Source organism: Petropleomorpha daqingensis (genome assembly GCF_013408985.1).
Classification (GTDB): Bacteria; Actinomycetota; Actinomycetes; order Mycobacteriales; family Geodermatophilaceae; genus Petropleomorpha; species Petropleomorpha daqingensis.
Map to the genome: position 1 here is coordinate 2985333 of NZ_JACBZT010000001.1, position 20049 is coordinate 3005381.

Annotated in this window: 18 protein-coding genes; 11 read left to right on the top strand and 7 right to left on the bottom strand. The window is 74.3% G+C overall.

The window, feature by feature from the left end; translation table 11 throughout:
* The first annotated feature begins 14 nt into the window (after positions 1-14).
* On the top strand, positions 15-1514 hold the full coding sequence (locus tag GGQ55_RS14755; RefSeq protein ID WP_179717922.1) for an adenylate/guanylate cyclase domain-containing protein: 1500 nt from the start codon (positions 15-17) through the stop codon (positions 1512-1514).
* On the opposite strand, the gene GGQ55_RS14760 is transcribed toward GGQ55_RS14755, so the two are convergent.
* From GGQ55_RS14760 to GGQ55_RS14780, 5 genes are all read right to left on the bottom strand, one after another.
* Positions 1511-2551 carry a potassium channel family protein gene (locus GGQ55_RS14760; protein WP_179717924.1) on the bottom strand — a complete coding sequence of 347 codons (1041 nt, stop codon included), beginning with the start codon at positions 2549-2551 and terminating at the stop codon, positions 1511-1513. The genes GGQ55_RS14755 and GGQ55_RS14760 overlap by 4 nt on opposite strands.
* 36 nt (positions 2552-2587) lie before the next feature.
* Positions 2588-4321: a class I adenylate-forming enzyme family protein gene (locus GGQ55_RS14765; protein ID WP_179717926.1), complete on the bottom strand. Its 1734-nt coding sequence runs from the start codon at positions 4319-4321 to the stop codon at positions 2588-2590.
* A 184-nt stretch (positions 4322-4505) separates the two neighbouring features.
* On the bottom strand, positions 4506-6104 hold the full coding sequence (locus GGQ55_RS14770) for a long-chain-fatty-acid--CoA ligase (RefSeq protein WP_179717928.1): 1599 nt from the start codon (positions 6102-6104) through the stop codon (positions 4506-4508).
* A gap of 63 nt (positions 6105-6167) precedes the next feature.
* Positions 6168-7037, bottom strand: a complete 870-nt coding sequence (locus tag GGQ55_RS14775) for a class I SAM-dependent methyltransferase (RefSeq protein ID WP_179717930.1) — start codon at positions 7035-7037, stop codon at positions 6168-6170.
* 31 nt (positions 7038-7068) lie between these two features.
* Entirely contained in the window at positions 7069-7716 is a 648-nt protein-coding gene (locus GGQ55_RS14780; protein WP_179717932.1) for a TetR/AcrR family transcriptional regulator, read from the bottom strand.
* Positions 7717-7820: 104 nt separating this feature from the next.
* Between GGQ55_RS14780 and GGQ55_RS14785 the strand changes: the two genes are divergently transcribed.
* From GGQ55_RS14785 to GGQ55_RS14810, 6 genes are all read left to right on the top strand, one after another.
* Positions 7821-9074 carry an acyl-CoA dehydrogenase family protein gene (locus GGQ55_RS14785; RefSeq protein WP_179717934.1) on the top strand — a complete coding sequence of 418 codons (1254 nt, stop codon included), beginning with the start codon at positions 7821-7823 and terminating at the stop codon, positions 9072-9074.
* Positions 9071-10063, top strand: a complete 993-nt coding sequence (locus tag GGQ55_RS28450) for an acyl-CoA dehydrogenase family protein (RefSeq protein WP_179717936.1) — start codon at positions 9071-9073, stop codon at positions 10061-10063. The genes GGQ55_RS14785 and GGQ55_RS28450 overlap by 4 nt, the downstream gene beginning before the upstream one ends.
* On the top strand, positions 10060-10956 hold the full coding sequence (locus GGQ55_RS14795; protein ID WP_179717938.1) for an enoyl-CoA hydratase-related protein: 897 nt from the start codon (positions 10060-10062) through the stop codon (positions 10954-10956). Before GGQ55_RS28450 ends, GGQ55_RS14795 begins: the two co-directional genes overlap by 4 nt.
* 31 nt (positions 10957-10987) lie before the next feature.
* Positions 10988-11284, top strand: coding sequence for a YciI family protein (locus GGQ55_RS14800; protein WP_179717940.1), 297 nt, complete (start codon positions 10988-10990; stop codon positions 11282-11284).
* 175 nt (positions 11285-11459) lie between these two features.
* Entirely contained in the window at positions 11460-12908 is a 1449-nt protein-coding gene (locus GGQ55_RS14805; protein WP_179717942.1) for an FAD-binding oxidoreductase, read from the top strand.
* A gap of 84 nt (positions 12909-12992) precedes the next feature.
* A complete protein-coding gene (locus GGQ55_RS14810) occupies positions 12993-13643 on the top strand; it encodes a hypothetical protein (protein WP_179717944.1) in 651 nt (216 codons plus the stop codon).
* A gap of 6 nt (positions 13644-13649) precedes the next feature.
* Here GGQ55_RS14810 and GGQ55_RS14815 read toward each other — a convergent pair whose 3' ends face one another.
* Positions 13650-15032: a BTAD domain-containing putative transcriptional regulator gene (locus GGQ55_RS14815; RefSeq protein WP_179717946.1), complete on the bottom strand. Its 1383-nt coding sequence runs from the start codon at positions 15030-15032 to the stop codon at positions 13650-13652.
* A 74-nt stretch (positions 15033-15106) separates the two neighbouring features.
* Here GGQ55_RS14815 and GGQ55_RS14820 point away from each other — a divergent pair, with 74 nt between their 5' ends.
* Genes GGQ55_RS14820 through GGQ55_RS27880 form a run of 3 tightly spaced genes read left to right on the top strand, consistent with a single transcriptional unit; the run spans position 15107 to position 18707 of the window.
* The gene (locus GGQ55_RS14820) at positions 15107-15628 is read left to right on the top strand and encodes a 2Fe-2S iron-sulfur cluster-binding protein (protein ID WP_179717947.1); all 522 of its coding nucleotides are present in this window, start codon (positions 15107-15109) and stop codon (positions 15626-15628) included.
* Positions 15625-16617 carry an FAD binding domain-containing protein gene (locus GGQ55_RS14825; protein ID WP_179717949.1) on the top strand — a complete coding sequence of 331 codons (993 nt, stop codon included), beginning with the start codon at positions 15625-15627 and terminating at the stop codon, positions 16615-16617. Before GGQ55_RS14820 ends, GGQ55_RS14825 begins: the two co-directional genes overlap by 4 nt.
* Positions 16614-18707, top strand: coding sequence for a xanthine dehydrogenase family protein molybdopterin-binding subunit (locus GGQ55_RS27880; protein WP_179717951.1), 2094 nt, complete (start codon positions 16614-16616; stop codon positions 18705-18707). Before GGQ55_RS14825 ends, GGQ55_RS27880 begins: the two co-directional genes overlap by 4 nt.
* A 115-nt stretch (positions 18708-18822) precedes the next feature.
* On the opposite strand, the gene GGQ55_RS14835 is transcribed toward GGQ55_RS27880, so the two are convergent.
* Positions 18823-19341 (bottom strand): MarR family winged helix-turn-helix transcriptional regulator, encoded by a 519-nt coding sequence (locus GGQ55_RS14835; protein ID WP_179717952.1) that lies wholly within the window; start codon positions 19339-19341, stop codon positions 18823-18825.
* Positions 19342-19433: 92 nt separating this feature from the next.
* Between GGQ55_RS14835 and GGQ55_RS14840 the strand changes: the two genes are divergently transcribed.
* Positions 19434-19997 carry a YceI family protein gene (locus GGQ55_RS14840; RefSeq protein WP_179717954.1) on the top strand — a complete coding sequence of 188 codons (564 nt, stop codon included), beginning with the start codon at positions 19434-19436 and terminating at the stop codon, positions 19995-19997.
* Positions 19998-20049 lie beyond the last annotated feature (52 nt).

Genomic DNA, 20049 nt, shown 5'->3' on the forward strand with positions numbered 1-20049 from the left:
TCGTTGGAGCGATCATGAGCAGCGAACGGCACGGCGACTGGGCGTCGTGGGCGCCGAGCGGCCGGCTCGCCGTCCCGGTGATCGTGCTCCTGGTCAACGTCGCGAACCTGGTCGGCGTCGCCACGGTCACCCTGCTGCTCATCGGCGTCTCCGGTGACGCCGGCGGTGGCAGTCGTGCCGCCGTCCTGTGGACGGCGCTGGGCTACACCGTGATCGCGCTGCCGGTCGGCACGCTGATCGGGATGCGCCGGCAGCGGGTGACCAACGCCTGGCTCATGGCCGACCGCGCCCCGACGACGGCCGAGGCGACCCAGGCGCTGCGGCTGCCGGTCGACACCGCGATCGTCGCCGGCGTCATCTGGGGGATCGCCGCGGTGCTCATCGGCGTCGTCTCGGCGGCGGTGTTCCCCGACGCCCGCATCGGCATCCGCACCGGCGTCGCCACGCTCCTCGGCGGCGTGGTGACCGCGGGCGTGACCTATCTGCTGGTCGCCCGCGCCGCCCGTGCGGTCACCGCCCGCGCGCTCGCCGCGCACCCGCCGGCCGGGCGGTTGACCCTCGGCGTCCGCCCCCGGCTGCTGCTCACCTGGGGGCTGACCAGCGGGGTGCCGCTGCTCGGGCTCGTCCTGCTGTTCCTCGACCCGTCCAACCCGGACGGCCCCGGCCGCGCCACCGTCGTCTTCCTCTCCGTCGTGGCGCTGCTGGTCGGCGGGCTGGCGACGCTGCTCACCGCCCGCTACGTGGGGCAGCCGCTGCGCGAGCTGCGCGAGGCCGTCCAGAAGGTGGGCGAGGGGGACTACGACGCCAGCGTGACCGTCGACGACGCCGGCGAGATCGGCCTGCTGCAGGAGGGCGTGAACTCCATGGCCGCCGGGCTCGCCGAGCGCGAGCGGCTGCGCGACCTGTTCGGCCGGCACGTCGGGACGACGGTCGCCCAGCGGGCGCTCGAGGACGGTGTGCAGCTCGGCGGTGAGCTGCGCACGGTGGCGGCGCTGTTCGTCGACGTCGTCGGCTCGACCTCGCTGGTCCGCCGCACCGGGCCGGAGGAGATGGTCGGCCTGCTCAACGGCTTCTTCGAGGTGGTCGTCGAGGCCGTCGAGGACGAGGGCGGTCTGGTCAACAAGTTCGAGGGGGACGCCGCCCTGTGCGTCTTCGGCGCCCCCACCGAGCACCCCGACCCGTCCGGCGCCGCGCTCCGGGCCGCCCGCCGGATCTGCGACGGCGTCCGGAAGGCCGGGAAGCTCGACATCGGCGTCGGTGTCTCCTGCGGGCGGGTCTGGGCCGGGCAGGTCGGGGCGGCGAGCCGGCTGGAGTACACGGTCATCGGCGACCCGGTGAACGAGGCCGCCCGGCTGACCGAGCTGGCCAAGGACCTCTCCGGCCGGGCGGTGGCCAGCGAGCCGACGGTCTGCGCGGCGCCGGCGGAGGAGCGCGCGCACTGGGTCCGCGACGCCGAGGTGGAGCTGCGCGGCCGCGGCGAGCCGACGGCCACCTGGGTCCGCCGCACCGATTAGGCGGCCGCCGGCCCGTGGGACTTGACGACCACGAGGACGTCGCCGGTCTCGAGCGTGCCGATCAGCGGGTCGTCGAAGCGCAGCGTCCGTGCGCCGCGGGTCACCGACAGGACGACGTCGCGCAGCTGCCGCGGCGGCAGCCCGACCTCGCCGGAGGCGACCGGCCGCTGGGTGAGGTCGAGCCCGGTGCCCGAGGTGAGCAGGTCCTCCACGACCGAGACGACGCCGGGGCTCGACGTCGACAGGCCCATCAGCCGGCCGGAGGTGGCCGACGTGGTGATCACCGTGTTCGCCCCGGACTGGCGCAGCAGCTGGGCGTTCTCCTCCTCGCGCACGCTCACCGTGATCGGCACGCCGGGGTTGAGCTGGCGCACGGTCAGCGTGATGAGCGCCGCGGCGTCGTCCCGGTTGGCCGCGACGATGACCGAGCGGGCCCGCTGCACCGCGGCCCGCGTGAGCACCTCGGTGCGGCCGGCGTCGCCGGCGATGGCGGTCAGCCCGATGGAGGTGGCCTCCTCCACCGCGGCCGGACTCGGGTCGACGACGACGATCTCGTCGTGCGGGGTGCCGGAGCCCAGCAGCGAGCGGATCGCCGCGCGGCCCTTCGTGCCGTACCCGCAGACGACGACGTGGTGGCGCACCCGAGACCTCCAACGCCGGATGCGGAACTCCTCCTGGGAGCGCGCGGTGAGCGCCTCCAGGGTGGTTCCGATGAGGATGAGCAGGAAGGCGATCCGCAGCGGCGTGATCACCAGGATGTTGACCACCCGGGCCGACGGTGAGACCGGGGTGATGTCGCCGTAGCCGGTGGTCGAGAGCGTGACCGTGGCGTAGTACAGCGAGTCGAGGACCGACAGGCCGCGGTGGTCGAGGTCGCGGTAGCCGTCGCGGTCGGCGTAGATGATCGCGACGGTGACGAACAGCACCGCGACCGCGAGCACGACGCGGCGCAGCACCTGGCGCAGCGGCGTCACCTCGAGGTGGGCGAGGTGGACCCCGCTGTGCGGGTCGGCCTCGGCGCGGTCGTGGGGTGCCACGTCGCGGAGGGTATCCGCCGCGCCGTGGCGCCCCGGTCACGCCGTCCCGGTGGTCGCCCTCTCCCGCGCGGCCAGCTCGCGCTTGAGCACCTTGCCCGCCGCCGACACCGGGATCGCCTCGATGAAGACGACGTCGCGCAGCCGCTTGTAGTGCACGACCTGGTCGTTGACCGCGGTCATGACCGACTCGGCGGTGAGCGCGGCCCCGTTGTCGTCGGCCTTGCGGACGACGTAGGCGACCGGCAGCTCCCCGGCCTCCTCGTCGGGCCGGCCGACGACGGCCGCCCCGGCCACGCCGGGCACCGCGAACAGCTTCTCCTCCAGCTCGCGCGGGAAGACGTTGTAGCCCTTGTAGAGCAGCATGTCCTTGGTGCGGTCGACGATGGACAGGTAGCCGTCCTCGTCGAGGATCCCGACGTCGCCGGTGTGGAACCAGCCGTCGGGGTCGATCGCCTCGGCGGTGGCCTCCGGCCGGTGCGCGTAGCCGTGCATCACCTGCGGGCCGCGGATGCAGACCTCGCCGCGCTCCCCGGGCGGCAGCGGCGTGCCGCCGCCGAGCGGCTGGATGGAGATCTCGGTGTCGAAGATCGGCACGCCGACGGTGCCCGGCTTGCGGGTGCCGGACCGGAACGACGGGTTGCCGGTAGCCATCATCGTGACCTCGGTGAGGCCGTAGCCCTCGCCGATCGGGGCGTCGGGGAACAGCTTCCGGAGCTTCTCGATGAGCGGCACCGGCAGCGGGGCGGCGCCGCTGGAGATGCCGCGCACGCTGGACAGGTCGGCGTCCTCGATGCCCGGCACCTGCAGCAGCGCGACGAAGATGGGCGGCGCGCCGCCGATGCTGGAGACCCGGTAGCGGACGGCGTCGGCGAGGTACTTCGCCGGGTCGAACCGGTCGTGGATGACGACCGTCGTGCCGCCCATGACCATGCCGTTGAGGTAGCCGATCGCGCCCATGGCGTGGAACCACGGCGTCAGGTTGATGATCGTCGCGGTGCCGAGCTTGGTGCGGTACTCCTCCTCGGGCCCGACCTGCTCGACGGTCACGTCGCCCTCGGCGTCGAGCGTCGGCAGCCCGCCGGAGGTCCAGCACGCCGACTGCAGCACGTTGGTGACCACGTTGCGGTGCATCAGCTCCACGCCCTTGCTCACCCCGGTCGTGCCGCCGGTGTAGGCAAGGTGCGCGAGGTCGTTCACGACGTCGATGCCGGCGTCGAGGTGCCGGTCGGTGTCGTCGCCGGCGAGCAGCTCGGCCAGGTCGAGCTCGCCCTCGCCCAGACCCTCGAGCCGGGCGGCGAAGTCGAGCACGTGCGCCGGGCCGGTGACGACGACCGTCTCCACCGTGGTGGCCGGGAGCGCGGCCCGGACGACGGGCAGCACCTGCTCCCACGTGACCAGCACCCGGGCACCGGCGTCGGTGAGCTGCGCGGCGAGCTCGGCCGGCGGCAGCAGCGGGTTGGTGGGGGAGAACGTCGCCCCGGACAGCAGGATCCCGTAGTAGACGGCCGGGTACTGCCGCGAGTTCGGCAGGTGGACGGCGACGACGTCCCCGCGGCCGATGCCGTGGTCGGCCAGCCAGTTGGCGACCGCGTGGGCGCGGCGGCCCAGCTCGGTGAAGGTCAGCGGGACGTCGTGGTGGAGAAACGCCTCACGGTCGCCCCAGCGCCGCACCGCCGCGCGCAGGATCGAGCCGACCGGCACCTGCGGGTACTCCAGCGAGCGGGGCAGCCACGCGGGCCAGCTGGTGGCGGGGGACTGTGTCGCGGTCATCGGCGTCCTCTCGGTACGGGTCCGTCCCGGACGTTAGCGTGGCCCACCTCACAGGTGGCACGGGGTGCCACGCGCCCACTTGCCGCGCGGTGTGGTCGGCACCCTCGCGCTGCGCCGCGCGGTTCGCGACCACACGGCGAGGGCGTGCGTCGTCCTGGCTCAGCGCAGCTGATCGTGGCCGCGCTCAGACCACCGGGTCGGCGACCAGGGAGCCGGCCTTGTGCTGGGTGCGCAGCTCGGTCTTGAGGATCTTGCCGCTGGGGTTGCGGGGCAGCGGGCCGCCGATCGAGTAGTGCTTCGGGTTCTTGTAGCGGGCCAGCTTCTCGCGGCAGAACTCGGCCAGCTCCTCGGGCGTCGGCGGGTCGGCCGGGTCGCGCGGGCTGATCACGGCCAGCGGCGCCTCGCCGTACTTCTCGTCGGCGACGCCGATCAGCGCCACCTCGGCGACCTTGGGGTGCCCGGCGAGCACGTCCTCGACCTCGGCGCAGTAGATGTTCTCCCCGCCGGAGATGATCATGTCCTTCTTGCGGTCGACCACGTAGTAGTAGCCGTCCTCGTCCTCGCGCACGAGGTCGCCGGAGTGGAACCAGCCGCCGGCGAACGCCTCCGCCGTCGCCTCGGGCTTGTTCCAGTACTCCTTCATGACCATCGGGCTGCGGTAGACGATCTCGCCGACCTCGCCGCGCGGCACGTCGTTCATCAGCTCGTCGACGACGCGGACCTCGACGTTGAGCATCGGCGTGCCCACCGAGCCGATCTTGCGCACCGAGTCCTCGCCGCGCAGCAGCGTGGTGACCGGGCTGCACTCGGTCTGCCCGAACGCCGTCATCACCTCGGCCTGCGGGAACGTGTCGATCATCGTGCGCAGCAGCGTGGTCGATGCCGGCGCCGCGCCCCACGAGATCCGGGTCAGGCAGGACAGGTCGCGGGAGGCGATGTCGGGGACGGCGACGACGGCGGCCCACATCGCCGGCACCAGGAACAGGCTGTTGATCCGCTCCCGCTCGATCATGTCCAGCGTCGCCACGGGGTCGAAGCCGCCGGAGCGGATGATCACGTGGGTGCCGCCGAGCAGCAGCGGCGGCAGCCCACCGGCCAGCCCGGCGATGTGGAACATCGGGGCCCCGGGAGCGCCGACCTTCTCCGAGGTGGGGTCCACGCCGTAGGTGGCGATCTGGCTGAACGCGTGCATCAGCAGGTTGTGGTGGGTCAGCACCGCGCCCTTGGGCCGGCCCGTCGTCCCGGAGGTGTACATGATGAACGCGGGGGCGTTCTCGTCGACGACGAGATCGAACGGCTCGGCCGACGCCGCCTGCAGCGCGGCCTCGTAGTCCTCGCTGCCCGGCCCGGCGTTGCCGCCGCCGACGACCAGCGCGGTGCGCACGTCCGGCACCTGCTCGCGGGCCTTCGCCGCCACCTCGGCCAGCGGGGTGTCGACGACGATCGCCACCGCGCCGCTGTCGGCGAGCACGTACGCGACCTCGTCGGCGACCAGCCGGAAGTTGACCGGGACGACGATGGCGCCCAGCCGCACCCCGGCGAGGTAGGCCTCCCAGACCTCCATGGCGTTGAGCGCCAGGACGGCGACCCGGTCCCCGACGCCGACCCCCCGGTCCGCCAGCGCCCGGGCCAGCCGGGTGACCCGCTCGTCGAGCTCGCGGTAGGTCAGCCCCGTGCCGTCGAACCGCAGCGCCGCGACGTCCGGGGTCCGGCGCGCCCAACGGGCGAGCTGGTCGCTCGTCGTCATGCCGCGGCCCTGCAGGACGGGGATCTGGACGCTCATGCGGAAACTCCTCGCGGCACGGGGTGTGGTGCCGGTCATGCTCTCCGCGGGGATCCCGGACGGTCAACCCTGACCGCGTCGCGGCGGGGGCACCGGCGCGCGGCGGACCGGGGTGCGCGCCGACGCGCCCACGACGAGCGGGTTCAGCAGCACCGCGTCGCGCTCGGCGGCCTGGGCTCGCAGCCGCCGCTCGAAGGTCTCCGGGCCGACCTCGTCGGCGGTCGTCACGCCCACCCGCTCCATGAGCGGCAGCAGGCTGGTCACGTCCCCGCCGGCCAGCCCCAGGCCCACGGCGTCGCCACCCCGCTCGGCGGGGGCAGCGGAGGTGAGCGTGACGCGGCTGAGCCCGGCGGCCGTGTAGGCCGCGGCCAGGCGCAGCGCCATGTCGACCGGCCGCCCGACCCGTCGGAAGGTCTCCAGCAGCCAACGGTTGTACGTGGTCAGCAGCGGCAGCTCGGGCTGCGCGGCCCGCGTGCACAGGGCGACGTCCAGGAAGGCGACGACCCCGCCGGGCCGCACGAGGTCGGCGGCCAGCGCGACCTGCGCGACCGGGTCGTCGATGTGCACGAGGATGAACCGGCCGACGACCGCGTCCAGCTGCCCGGCCGGCCGCCAGGTGGTGATGTCGGCACGCTCGAAGGTGACGTGGGTCAGGCCGGCCTCGGCGGCCCGGTGCCGGGCCAGCCGGAGCGGACGGTCCACCGTGTCGATCCCGATCACCCGGCCGGTCGGGCCCACCCGATCGGCCACCGCCAGGGTCACCCCGCCCGGCCCGCAGCCGAGGTCGACGACGGTCATCCCCGGCTCCAGGCCGGCGGCGTCCAGCCACTCCTCCGTGGCCCGGCCGTAGACCTCGCCCAGCGCGGCCAGCCGGGCCAGCTCCGGATCGGGCTCCGCCGATCCGAACACGTACCCGTGGGCCCCGGGTTGCATGTCGTCATGCTTACCCGCGCCGGCCCCCGCGTCACTCGTCCGGAGCGCCGTAGAGCAGCCGCCGGGCGAGCCGCTTCCAGAGCGTGACGTGCGGGTCCGTGGCCGGGGTCCGCTCCTCGAACGCGTAGACCAGCGCGACGCCGCGCATGCTGGTGAACAGCAGCTGGCACAGCTCGCCGTAGACGGGCGCGCCGGTGACCTCCGGGCCCCAGATGCCGTCGGCGACGGCCTGGATCGCGGCGCGCAGCCGCTTCTCCTCCACCTGCAGCGCCCGGCGCAGGGCGGGGTCGGTGCGCGCCGCCGTCCAGAGCTCGAGCGCGGCCCAGAACGGCGGCTCGTGGAACGTCGCCCACATCAGGTCGATCGCCTGGTCGACCCGTGCCGGGCCGGCCGGCTGGCCAGCCATGAGCGCGGTGGCGCGCTCCTGCAGCTCGGCCAGCGAGCTGGTGGCCAGGTACTGCGCGGCGGCGACGAGCAGTTCGGCGCGTGACGGGAAGTGGTGCAGCAGCCGCCCGCGCGACACCCCGGCGCGCGCCTGGACGGCGAGGGTCGAGGCGCCGGCGTAGCCCTCCTCGACCAGGCAGTCGACGGCGGCCTCGAGGATCAGCGCCCGGCTGTCGGCGGTGCGCCGCGCCCGCGCGCCGCCGTCCGGCGGGGACGGGTCGGCCGGGGCGGTCACCGCGCGAGCGTAGGCCGTGGGACGCCGAACGGTCACCGTTGACCGTTACCGCGACCGGATGCCAGGCTCCGAAGCAGACCCCGCTCGACGACGAGAGGCGCGCCGTGGACTTCGACGACACCCCTGACGAGGCCGCCTTCCGGTCGCACGTGCGCTCCGTGCTGGAGCAGCACGCCGACGAGCTGGTGCACGTCGCACCGGGCGAGCAGTCCCCCGACCCGGCCCGTCACGAGGCGGACTTCCGCCGCACCGAGCGGGTGCTCGCCGAGAACGGGCTGGTCGGCGTGACCTGGCCGCGCGAGCACGGCGGGCAGGGCGGCACGCTGGTGCAGCAGGCGATCGTCGCGCAGGAGCTGTCCCGCGCGCGGATCCCGGCGCTGATCAACCACATCGGCCTGGGCATGTGCGGCCCGACGGTCATCGCGCACGGCAGCGACGACCAGAAGAGCCGCTACCTCGCCCGGCTGCTGCGCGCCGACGACGTGTGGTGCCAGCTGTTCAGCGAGCCGGCGTCCGGCTCCGACCTCGCCGCCCTGCGCACCTCCGCCGTCCGCGACGGCGAGGACTGGATCGTTAACGGGCAGAAGGTCTGGACGACGCTGGCCCACGTCGCCGACTACGGCATCCTGCTCACCCGCACCGACCCGAGCCGGCCCAAGCACGCCGGCCTGACGATGTTCGTCGTCGACATGCACGCGCCCGGCGTGACCGTGCGGCCGCTGCGGCAGATGGCCGGCGGCGCCGGGTTCAACGAGGTGTTCTTCGACGACGTCCGCATCCCCGACGCCGAGCGGCTCGGCGAGCCGGGGGAGGGCTGGCGGGTCGCGCTGACCACGCTGATGAACGAGCGGGTCACCATCGGCGGGGCCGGCACCGACCTCGGCCTCTCCCCGGAGGTGCTCGCCGCGCACGCCCGCGGCCGGCTGCCGTCGCTGACCCCCGAGCAGCAGGCGCTGGCGCGGCAGGCCGTGGGACGCGCCGTCGCCGCCGCGCTGGCCACCCGCTACACCGGCTACCGCCGGTTCACCGTGCTCAGCCAGGGCGGCATCCCCGGTCCGGAGGCCAGCGCGGGCAAGCTCGGCGGGACGACGGCGGCGAAGCTGATCGCCGACGCCGGGGTACGGCTGCTCGGCGACGAGGCCGTCTACGCCGCCACCGCCGACGGCGACGACACCTGGCAGAAGACGCAGGCCTACCTGCCCGGGCTGGCCATCGCCGGCGGCACCGACCAGGTGCTGCGCAACATCCTCGGCGAACGCGTGCTCGGGCTGCCGCCGGAACCCCGCACCGACAAGACCGCACCGTTCAGCGGGGGCGCAGGCCGCCTGAGTGGGCGAGTTGACGGGAGTGAGTCGTGAACTTCGACCTCGACCAGGACCAGCGCGACGCCGCGGCGGGCGCGAAGGAGTTCTTCACCGAGCAGGCCTCGCCCGGCGCGGCCCGGCAGGCGCTGGAGGGCGCGGGACCGGTGCGCCCGGGCCGCAAGGCGCTGGCCGACATCGGCTTCCTCGGCATCACGGTGCCGGAGTCCGCCGGCGGGGGAGGGGGCTCGCTGCTCGACCTCGCCGTCGTCGCCGAGCAGGGCGGCGCGGTGCTCGCCGGCCCGTCGCTGGTCACCGCCGCCCGCGCCGCGGTGCTGCTGGCCGACCAGCCGGAGCTGGCCGCGCAGCTCGCCGACGGCTCGGCGGCGTTCGCGGTCGTCGACGGCTCCCCGGACGGCTCGGCGCCCTCGATCGACGCCGCCGACGCCACGACGTTCCTCGCCCTCGACGGGACGGCGCTGGTCGTCGGCGAGGGCGAGGCCACGCCCGGGAAGCCCATGGACGCGACCCGCGGCCTGGCGAACGTCCGGCTGACCTCGCGGCGGGTGCTGGTCGAGGACGCCGGCGAGCTGTGGGCCCGCGCGCGGCTGGCCGGCGCCGTCGTCCTGGCCGCGGAGGACCTCGGCGCGGCCGACCGCGCGGTCGCCCTCGGCGTCGCCTACGCCAAGGAGCGGGAGGCGTTCGGCCGCCCTATCGGCTCCTACCAGGCGGTCAAGCACATGCTCGTCGACGCCTGGGCGGGCGTGGAGCAGCTGCGCTCGCTCGTGTGGTGGGCGGCGTGGGCCGCCGACGCCGCACCCGAGGAGTTCCCGCTGGCCGCGGCCGCCGCGAAGGCGACCGCAGCGAGCGCGCTGGAGCGGGCGGCCGAGACGCTGATCCAGGTGCACGGCGGCATCGGCTTCACCTGGGAGCACGACGCGCACCTGTTCTGGCGGCGGGCGAAGGTCGACCGGTTCCTGCTCGGCGACGAGGCCGAGCACCTCGACGCGGTCGCGCGGCTGGCCGTCGCCGGGGCGCTCGGGTGAGCTTCTCCGAGATCCGGTACGCGGTCGACGGGCGCGTCGCCACCCTCACGCTGCACCGCCCGGACCAGCGCAACGCCTTCACCGGCACGATGGCCGACGAGATCGTCCAGGCCTGCGCGCAGGCCGACGCCGACGAGGCGGTCCGCGTCCTGCTGGTCACCGGGGCCGGGTCGGCGTTCTGCGTCGGCGCGGACCTCTCCCGCGGTCGGGACACCTTCGACGGGAAGCGGCTGGCGAACCGGCCGAGCGGGCCGATGAGCGAATCGATCGGCGGCGTCCCCCGCGACCGCGGCGGGGTGGTCGCGCTGGCGTTCGCGGCCATGCGCAAGCCGGTGATCGGGGTGGTCAACGGGGTCGCCGTCGGGGTCGGGGCGACGATGACCCTACCCATGGACATCCGGATCGCCGCCGAGTCCGCCCGGTTCGGCTTCCCGTTCGCCCGCCGCGGAATCATTCCCGAGGCGGCCTCCGGCTGGTTCCTGCCGCGGGTGGTCGGCATCAGCCAGGCGATGGAGTGGGTGGCCACCGGGCGGGTCTTCGACGCCGCCGAGGCGCTGCGCGGCGGGCTCGTCTCCCGCGTCGTCCCGGACGACGACCTGCTGCCCACCGCCCACGCGCTGGCCGCCGAGATCGTCGAGAACACCTCCGCGGTCGCCGTCGCCGCGGCCCGCGAGCTGCTGTGGTCGATGCTCGGCGCGCCCTCGCCGTGGGACTCGCACCGCCTGGAGTCGCAGGCGCTGATGCAGCTCGGTGCCGGTCCCGACGCGCGCGAGGGCGTCGTCTCGTTCCTCGAGAAGCGGCCGCCGGAGTTCACGACGCCGTTGGGCGACGGCCCGGACGTCGTCGGCGTCCCCCGCTGGCCCGCCCCGCCGGACGACGTCCGACCCGTCTGAACTGTCCGACGGCCCTCCTAGCGTCGCGGGCATGCCGCACTTCGTGGTGACCCTGGCGAACGGGCCCGGGTGGGTCGACGGGCAGGCCCGCCGCCAGCAACCCGGCTGGGACGAGCACGCCGCGTTCATGGACGGTCTGGTCGACGACGGGTTCGTGCTGCTCGGCGGGCCGCTCGGCACCGGCAACCGCGTGCTGCTCGTGGTCCGGGGCGACGACGAGGCCGAGGTCGAGCGCCGTCTCGCCGCCGATCCGTGGGAGCCGCTGCAGATCCTGCGCACCGTGTCGATCGAGCCGTGGACCATCTGGCTCGACGGCGTCCGGCACTGACCCGGCCCGCCGGAACGGGCGGCCACGGCGCGTCTGCCGAGGGTCACGCCTCGCCCGGGGTGCGGTGCGGACGGGACGGTCCCCCTCCACCGGGCCCCGGCACCGTGCCAGGGTGCGCGGCTGTCCGGCCCGGGCTCAGCACGGGGCCGCAGGCCGTCGACCCCAGGGGGCAGACATGGCACTGGAGACCGCGATTCCCGAACTCCGCCGCGCGGGGGAGGTCCTCACCCCGGCGGACGACGGCTTCGAGGAGGCGCGCGCCGCCGCGATCTGGAACGCCGACATCCGGCGGCAGCCGGCCGCGATCGTGCGGCCCACCACCGCCGAGGAGGTGGCCCGCGCGGTGCTCGCCGCCCGCTCCGCCGGGATGGACCTGACCGTGCGCGGGGGCGGCCACTCCGGCGCCGGCAACGCGGTCGCCGAGGGCGCCGTCATGATCGACCTGTCCCGGATGAACGAGGTCCGGGTGGATCCCGCGACCCGCCGCGCCACGGTCGGGGGCGGCGCGACCTGGGCTGCTCTGGACGCGGCGACGGCGCCGCACGGGCTGGCCGTGGTCGGCGGGACGGTCAGCCACACCGGGGTCGCGGGGCTGACCCTCAGCGGCGGCATGGGCTGGCTCCTCTCGCAGCAGGGACTGAGCTGCGACAACCTGGTGAGCGCCACCCTGGTCACCGCGGACGGCCGCGTCGTCGCCGTCTCCGCGGAGACCGAGCCCGACCTGTTCTGGGCGCTGCGGGGTGCGGGCACCAACTTCGGCGTGGTGACCGAGCTGGTGTTCGAGCTGCACGAGGTCGACCCGATGGCCCACGTCGGCTTCTTCTTCTGGCGGGCCGAGGACGCTGCCGCCGCCCTGCCGGGAGTGTTCGACCACCTGTTCTCGCTGCCGGACTCCATCGGCGAGGCCGTGGTGGGGATGTGCGCCCCGCCGCTGCCCTTCATCCCGCCCGAGCACCAGGGCGCACCCGGCGTCGCCGTGGTGGTCGCCGGGTGGGGCGACGCGGCCGCCCACGCTGCAGCGATCGCGCCGTTGCGCGGTCGGGGCGCGGCGGTCGAGTTCGCCATGCCCATCCCGTACGTGGCGCTGCAGCAGATGCTCGACGAGGGCAACCCGTGGGGCGTCCGGGCCTACGACAAGGGCATCACGCTCGACGACCTCAGCGACGAGGCGATCGCGGCCTACCTCGAGTGGGTGCCGCGCATCACGTGCCCGATGTCGTACGCGCCGATGTTCCCGCTCCGCGGCCGGTACCGGCAGATGCCCGAGGAGGCCACCGCCTTCGGCAGCCCCCGCAGCGCGAAGTGGGCCCTGAGCATCATCGCCATGACCCCGGTCGAGGCCGAGGACGCCTTCGCCGCCGACCGCCAGTGGGCCCGCGGCTTCTGGGACGCGATGCGCCCGTTCGCGCCGTCCGGCGCGACGTACGTGAACTTCGAGGCCGACGTCGACGAATCCCGCGTCCGCGACTCCTACGGCGAGGCCAAATACCGCCGGTTGGCCGCGCTGAAGGCGATCTGGGACCCGGACAACGTCTTCCACCACAACGCCAACATCACGCCGGCGGCCGGCATCCCCGAGCCACGAGCCGCGTCGGAGGCGCCGCAGTCCCAGCCGACCGGCTGACTTCAGCGCCTCTTCAGCGCCGCGCAGGACCTTCCTCGCACCGGGAGCCGACTCCGGTTCCCACCACCGAGGAAGGCCCCCGCCATGTCCCGCATCTCGCGCACCCTGCTCCGCGCCGCCGTCCCCGCCACCGCCCTCGCCTTCGGCCTGGCCTTCGCCGGGCCGGCCTCGGCCGACACCGTGGACGTCAACGTGTACGACACCGACGCGAACGGCTACATCGACGCCTACGGCTTCGACAACAGCGGCGACGGCTACGAGGACACCTGGGCGATCGACTGGAACGAGGACGGCGTCGTCGAGCAGATCGCCGCCGACACGAACCTCGACGGCTACGCCGACACCTGGGCGTTCGACTCCGACGAGGACGGCTACGTCGAAGAGGTCGGCGTCGACACCGACGGCGACGCCTATCCCGACGTCTGGGGCGTCGACGAGAACCTCGACGGCTACACCGACACCCTCTACTACGACGTCGACCACGACGGCTACGCCGACTACTACGAGCCGGCCGACTCGACCGCCTACGCCTACGCGTCGGTCAGCTACGTGTTCGTCGAGGCCGACGGGTGGGTCTACTGGGAGGCCACGGCCGAGTACGGCTACTCCTCCAGCTCGCTCGCCGACGACGACAGCGGCATCGAGGCAGCGGCCGACCAGCCGCAGCGGGCCGACGCAGCCTCGCCCGAGAGCACCGGCGTCCTGCAGGAGATCCTCGACGCGCTGTCCGCCTGAGCGTGCTCAGGTGGGCACGATCCCCAGCACCCGCGCCCGGGTGCCCAGGTCGGGCACCCGGGCCGGTCCGCTGTCGCGCACCCCGAGCCGGCGGCACAGCGCACCGAGGACGGCGTCGACCTCCTCGACCGGCAGCGCCAGCGCCTCGGCGAGCAGCTCCTCCGGCCGGCCGACCCGGAAGGCTCCGGGCGCGGCGGCCAGGACGGCGGCCAGCACGTCGCTCTCCACCGGCGGCAGTCCCCGCAGCAGCGCGCCGGACCCCTGCACGGTGGCGCGGTCCGGTTCCGCCGCCGGCGCCGAGGCCGGCCCGGAGGAGCGGAACAGCAGCGGCGTCGTCCCGACCGTGACGACGGCGCCGTCGCGGAGCAGCCGGCGTCCCCGCACCTCCTTGCCGTCGACCAGCGAGCCGTTGCGCGAGGCGTCGACCAGCACCCACCCGAGCCGGCACCACTCGAGCCGGGCGTGGGCGCGGGAGACCTCCGGGTCCCAGCTCAGGCCGACCGCGTTGTCCGGTGAGCGGCCGACGGTCACCGGGGACCGGGCCCGGTCCAGGACGACGACCCGCTGCGCACCGCCGCCGTCGGTGAAGACCAGGAACGGGTTGCCCTCGCGCTCCACGCCGCGCAGGTCCTCCGAGGCGAGCACCGCCCGCTCCAGGTCCCGCAGCTCCGGCCCCGGGTCGGCGCCGAGCTCCTCGGCCAGCACCCGTCGGCCCTGGCGGAGGACGACGAGCGCGTCGGCGGCCCGGCCGCTGCGGTAGAGCGCCAGCACCAGCAGCGCCCGGAGGTGCTCGTGCAGCGGCGCCGCGGCGACGAGGTCGGACAGCTCGGGCGTGATCTCGGCGTGCCGGCCCAGCGCGAGGTGCGCCTCCATCCGGGTGCCGACGGCGGCCAGCCGGTCCTCCTCGAGCGCCCCGAGCTCCGCCTGCAGCCCCGGCTCGTCGGCCAGGTCGGCCAGCGCGGCGCCCCGCCACAGCGCCAGCGCCTCGTCGAGCAGGGTGACCGCGGCGTCCGGGCGGCCGGCCCGTAGCGCAGAGCGCCCCTCGTCGACCGCGGCGCGGAAGCGCAGCAGGTCGAGCTCGTCGGGCGCGATGTCGATGGCGTACCCGGGCTCGCGGCGCGCCACGGTCAGCCCGGTCTCCCCGGCCAGGAGCAGCTTGCGCAGCGTCGAGACGTTCACCTGCAGGGTGTTGCGGACCTTGTCGCTCGGCTCCTCGCCCCACAGCAGGTCGACCAGCCGGTCGGCGGAGACGGTGCGGCCCGAGGCGAGCAGCAGAACCGCCAGAAGCAGCCGCTGCTTGCGCCCCCCGAGCGGCAGCGGACCGCCTCCGGCGTGCACCTCCAGCGGCCCGAGCACCCGGCAGGAGACCGGGGGCTCGGGCGCGGACACGGCGCGGATCGTGCCATCGGCGGCGCTCCGGTGGCCGGTTTGACTTCCCGGGTCGCGGGGGCAGGAGGGTTCCTGTGGACACCGAGATCACGCTGCGGGTCGACGGGGCGGCACGGTCGCTGACCGTCGACACCCGCACCACGCTGCTGGACGCGCTCCGCGAGCGGCTGCGCAACACGAGCCCGAAGAAGGGGTGCGACCACGGCCAGTGCGGGGCCTGCACCGTGCTGCTCGACGGCCGGCGGGTGAACAGCTGCCTGGTGCTCGCGGTCACCGTCGGGGACGCCGAGGTGATCACGTCCGACGGGCTGGCCACCGACGACCGGCCGCACCCGCTGCACGACTCGTTCGTCGAGCACGACGGCTTCCAGTGCGGCTACTGCACGCCCGGCCAGGTCTGCTCGGCCGCCGGCGTGCTGGCCGAGGCGCGCGCCGGCTGGCCCAGCCACGTCACCGAGGACCTCACCGCCGAGGGCGTGACCCTCACCGACGCCGAGATCCGCGAGCGGATGAGCGGCAACCTGTGCCGCTGCGCCGCCTACGCCAACATCGTCCCGGCCGTCGCCGCGGTCGCCGAGAAGGAGGGCGTGCGGTGAGGGAGTTCCGCTACGAGCGCGCCGATGACCCGGCCGCCGCCGTCGCCCTGCTGGCCGCCGAGCCGTCCGGGGCGTTCCTGGGTGGCGGCACGAACCTCGTCGACCTCATGAAGCTCGGTGTGGCCACGCCCGACGTGCTCGTCGACGTCCGCACCCTCACCTCCGCCGAGGTGACCGACCTCCCGGACGGCGGACTGCGCATCGGCGCCGCCGTCCCGAACGCCGACCTCGCCGCCGACCGGCGGGTCCGCGAGCGGTTCCCCGTGCTCGCCCAGGCACTGCTGGCCGGGGCGTCCGGGCAGCTGCGCAACCGGGCGACCACCGGCGGGAACCTGCTGCAGCGCACCCGGTGCACCTACTTCACCGACGTCACCCGGCCCTGCAACAAGCGGGAACCCGGCAGCGGCTGCGGCGCGCTCGAGGGCGTGCACCGCAACCACGCGATCCTCGGCCAGACCCTCGACGGCCCCGGCGCCTGCATCGCCACCCACCCGTCGGACATGGCGGTCGCCCTGGTCGCGCTCGACGCGGTCGTGCAGGTGCTCGGCCCCGAGGGGGAGCGCGCGGTGCCGATCGCCGAGCTGCACCGGCTGCCCGGCGACGACCCGTCCCGCGACACCACCCTGCGGCACGGCGAGCTGATCAGCGCGATCGAGCTGCCGCCGCTCCCGTTCGCCGCCCGATCCCGCTACCGCAAGGCCCGCGACCGGGCGTCCTTCGCGTTCGCGCTGGTCAGCGTCGCGGCCGCGGTGGACGTCGCCGACGGCGTCGTCCGCGACGTCCGGCTGGCGCTGGGCGGCGTGGCGCACCGGCCGTGGCGGGCGACCACCGCGGAGGAGGCGCTGCGCGGCCGGCCCGCGACCGAGGAGTCCTTCGCCGCGGCCGCCGACGCCGAGCTGGCCGCCGCCACCCCGCTGCGCGACAACGGCTTCAAGGTGCCGCTGGCCCGCAACCTCGTCGTCCGCACCCTGCTGGAGGTCGCCCGGTGACCACCCTCGACCGCGTCCTCGGCGCGGGCATCCCGCGCGTCGACGGGCCGCAGAAGGTCCGCGGCACCGCGCCCTACGCCTACGAGCAGGACCCGGGCGAGCCGATCTGCCACCTCGCGGTCGTGCAGAGCACGGTCAACCGCGGGCGGATCACGCGGCTCGACCCGACCCGCGCCGAGGCCATGACGGGCGTCCTCGCCGTCCTGACCCCGGCCAACGCGCCCCGGCTGTCGGGCAACCTGTCCTCCGACCTGCCGGTGCTGCAGTCCCTCGACGTGCACTACCAGGGGCAGATCGTCGCGGCGGTCGTCGCGGAGAGCTCGGAGATCGCCAAGGCGGCCGTCGGCGAGATCGCCGTCGAGTACGCCGCCGAGCCGCCGGACGTGGCGCTGTCCGCCGACCGGCCCGACCTCTACGCCCCCGAGAAGGTGATGGCCGGTCTCGACACCGACTCGGTGATCGGGGACGTCGACGGTGCGCTGGCCGCGGCGCCGGTGAGCATCGACGTCACCTACTCCACGCCCACGCAGCACAACAACCCGATCGAGATGCACGTCTCGATGGCCCGCTGGGACGGCGACTCCCTCACCCTCTGGGACGCCGACCAGGGGCCGCACACCATCGTCAGCGACCTGGCCGAGGCGTTCGACCTGGAGCCGGGCCAGGTGCGGGTGATCTCGCCCTACGTCGGCGGCGCGTTCGGGTCCAAGGCGTTCACCCACCCGAACCAGATCGTGGCCGCGATGGCCGCCCGCGTGGTCGGGCGCACCGTCGTCTTCGAGCTGACCCGGCAGCAGATGTTCTCGCTGGTCGGGCACCGGACGCCGACCATCCAGCGGATGCGGCTGGGCGCCGATCGCGACGGCCGCATGACCGCGATCAGCCACGAGGTCGTCGAGCACACCTCGCGGATCAGCGAGTTCGCCGAGCAGACCGCGACGGCGACGCGGGTGATGTACGCGGCCCCGCACCGGCGGACGACGCACCGGCTCGCGCGGCTCGACGTCCCGCCGCCGACGATCATGCGGGCGCCGGGGGAGACCCCGGGCATGTACGCGCTGGAGTCGGCGGTGGACGAGCTCACCGCCGAGCTCGGGATCGACCCGGTCGAGCTGCGCATCCGCAACGAGCCCGAGCGCGATCCCGAGCGGGACGTGCCCTTCTCCAGCCGCAACCTGGTGGCCTGCCTGCGCACCGGGGCCGAGCGGTTCGGCTGGGCGGGACGCGATCTGCGGCCACGGCAGCGGCAGGAGGGCAGGTGGCTGATCGGCACCGGCGTCGCCGCGGCGACCTATCCGACGAAGCGGCGCAAGGCCGACTGCCGGATCACCGCCTACCCGGGGCACTACGTCGTGGAGATCGACGGCTCGGACATCGGCACCGGCGCGTGGACGGCGCTGGCGCAGATCGCCGCCGACGCCCTGGAGACCGATCTCGACTCGGTGCGTCTGCGGATCGGCGACTCGGCGCTCCCGCAGGCCGGCGGGGCCGGCGGCTCGATGGGAACGGCCTCGTGGGGCTCGGCGATCGTGCTCACCGCTCGTGAGGTGCGCCGCCGGCTGTCCGGCGAGCCGCCGGCGGAGGGGCTCGTCGTGGACGGCGGGTTCGACGGGGAGACGCCGGCCGCGAAGACCCACTCGATGCACTCCTTCGGGGCGCACTTCGTCGAGGTGCGGGTCGACGCCGACACCGGCGAGGTGCGGGTGCCGCGGGCGACCAGCGTCTACGCGGCCGGACGGATCATCAACGCCCGCACCGCGCGCTCGCAGTTCCTCGGCGGCTTCTCGATGGGCGTCTCCATGGCGCTGCACGAGGAGACGCTGACCGACGAGCGGCTCGGCCACTACGCCAACCACGACCTCGCCGAGTACCACGTCGCGACCAACGCCGACATCGGCGAGATCGACATCTCCTGGCTCGAGGAGGAGGACCCGCTGGTCAACGAGCTGGGGCTCAAGGGCATCGGGGAGATCGGCATCACCGGCGCCGCGGCCGCCGTCGGCAACGCCTACTGGCACGCCACCGGCCTGCGCGTCCGCGACCTCCCGATCACCCCCGACAAGTACTTCCGCGAGGTTTCGCGCGCTTAGCCGCGCGCTGCCGACCCCGGGTGCAGGGGATCCCCGCAAGAGCTCACCACACCTGGAGATCCGCGAGGTTTCGCGCGCCTGACCGCGGGCGGTTATGCGCGCGAAACCGTGGGGGTCACGCCGAGACGGGGGCCGTGGGCGGGTCGAGGTGCTTCAGCAGGGTCTCGCCGATGTCGCGCATCGCGGCGACCTGGGCGGGGGAGAGCTGGTCGAACAGGTGCGTGCGCACGCCCTCGACGTGCACGGGGGCGGCCGCCTCGAGCGCGGCGAAGCCCTCGTCGGTGAGGACGGCGAGCAGCCCGCGGCCGTCGCCCTCGCAGGTCTGCCGGCGCACCCATCCACGCTCCTCGAGCCGGGAGACGGCGTGCGAGAGGCGGCTGCGGGAGGAGAGGCAGCGGTCGGCGAGCTGGCTCATCCGCAGCATGCGCTCGGGGGCCTCGGACAGCGCCACGAGGATCTCGTAGTACGCGTGCGAGATGCCGGTCTCGTGGGTCAGCTCGCGGTCGAGGCGGTCCTGCAGCAGCATCGAGCTGAACAGCCAGGCGCGCCACGCCTTCTGCTCCTCGGCGTCGAGCCAGCGCGGCCCGTCCGCCGGCACGGCCCTCTGTGACGAAGGCGACACCTGCGTGCTCATGCGTCCAGAGTACTGGCGGAATAGTCAAGCTCTCAACTACGCTAGCGACGGGCAGAAGGTACAAAGCTCAACTACTCGGAGGCACCACCACCATGACGAGCTCTCTCGCCACCCAGATCCCCGGCTACGTCGCGGGCACGTGGGACATCGACGCGTCGCACTCGACGGTCGGCTTCTCCGTCCGCCACATGATGGTCAGCAAGGTTCGCGGCTACTTCCGCGAGTTCTCCGGTGAGCTCGTCACCGCCGAGGACCCGGCGCAGTCCAGCGTGACCGCCACCATCGACCTCGGTTCGATCGACACCCGGCAGGAGCAGCGCGACGCGCACATCCGCTCGGCCGACTTCTTCGACGTCGACACCCACCCGCAGATGACCTTCCGGTCGACCGCGGTGCGCACCGACGGCGCCGACTGGTTCGTCGACGGCGAGCTGACCCTCAAGGGCAACAGCAAGCCGGTCACCCTGGCCCTCGAGCTGAACGGCTTCGGCGCCGACGCCTACGGCGGCTACCGCGCCGGCTTCTCGGCCAAGACCGAGATCAACCGCAACGAGTTCGGCGTCGACATCAAGATGCCGATGGACGGCGGCGGCGTCGTCGTCGGTGACAAGGTCACCGTCGAGCTCGAGATCGAGGCCGTTCTCCGCAAGGCCTGATCTCCCCTGCACGTCCGGCCCCCGTCTCGCCCTCCGGCGAGGCGGGGGCCGC

What these genes read in the sequence shown, in the direction of transcription:
- GGQ55_RS14755 (WP_179717922.1), top strand. Translation starts at nt 15, where the DNA reads ATGAGCAGCGAACGGCACGGCGACTGGGCGTCGTGGGCGCCGAGCGGC.
- GGQ55_RS14765 (WP_179717926.1), bottom strand. Translation starts at nt 4,321, where the DNA reads ATGACCGCGACACAGTCCCCCGCCACCAGCTGGCCCGCGTGGCTGCCC.
- GGQ55_RS14770 (WP_179717928.1), bottom strand. Translation starts at nt 6,104, where the DNA reads ATGAGCGTCCAGATCCCCGTCCTGCAGGGCCGCGGCATGACGACGAGC.
- GGQ55_RS14775 (WP_179717930.1), bottom strand. Translation starts at nt 7,037, where the DNA reads ATGCAACCCGGGGCCCACGGGTACGTGTTCGGATCGGCGGAGCCCGAT.
- GGQ55_RS14800 (WP_179717940.1), top strand. Translation starts at nt 10,988, where the DNA reads ATGCCGCACTTCGTGGTGACCCTGGCGAACGGGCCCGGGTGGGTCGAC.
- GGQ55_RS14805 (WP_179717942.1), top strand. Translation starts at nt 11,460, where the DNA reads ATGGCACTGGAGACCGCGATTCCCGAACTCCGCCGCGCGGGGGAGGTC.
- GGQ55_RS14810 (WP_179717944.1), top strand. Translation starts at nt 12,993, where the DNA reads ATGTCCCGCATCTCGCGCACCCTGCTCCGCGCCGCCGTCCCCGCCACC.
- GGQ55_RS14835 (WP_179717952.1), bottom strand. Translation starts at nt 19,341, where the DNA reads ATGAGCACGCAGGTGTCGCCTTCGTCACAGAGGGCCGTGCCGGCGGAC.
- GGQ55_RS14840 (WP_179717954.1), top strand. Translation starts at nt 19,434, where the DNA reads ATGACGAGCTCTCTCGCCACCCAGATCCCCGGCTACGTCGCGGGCACG.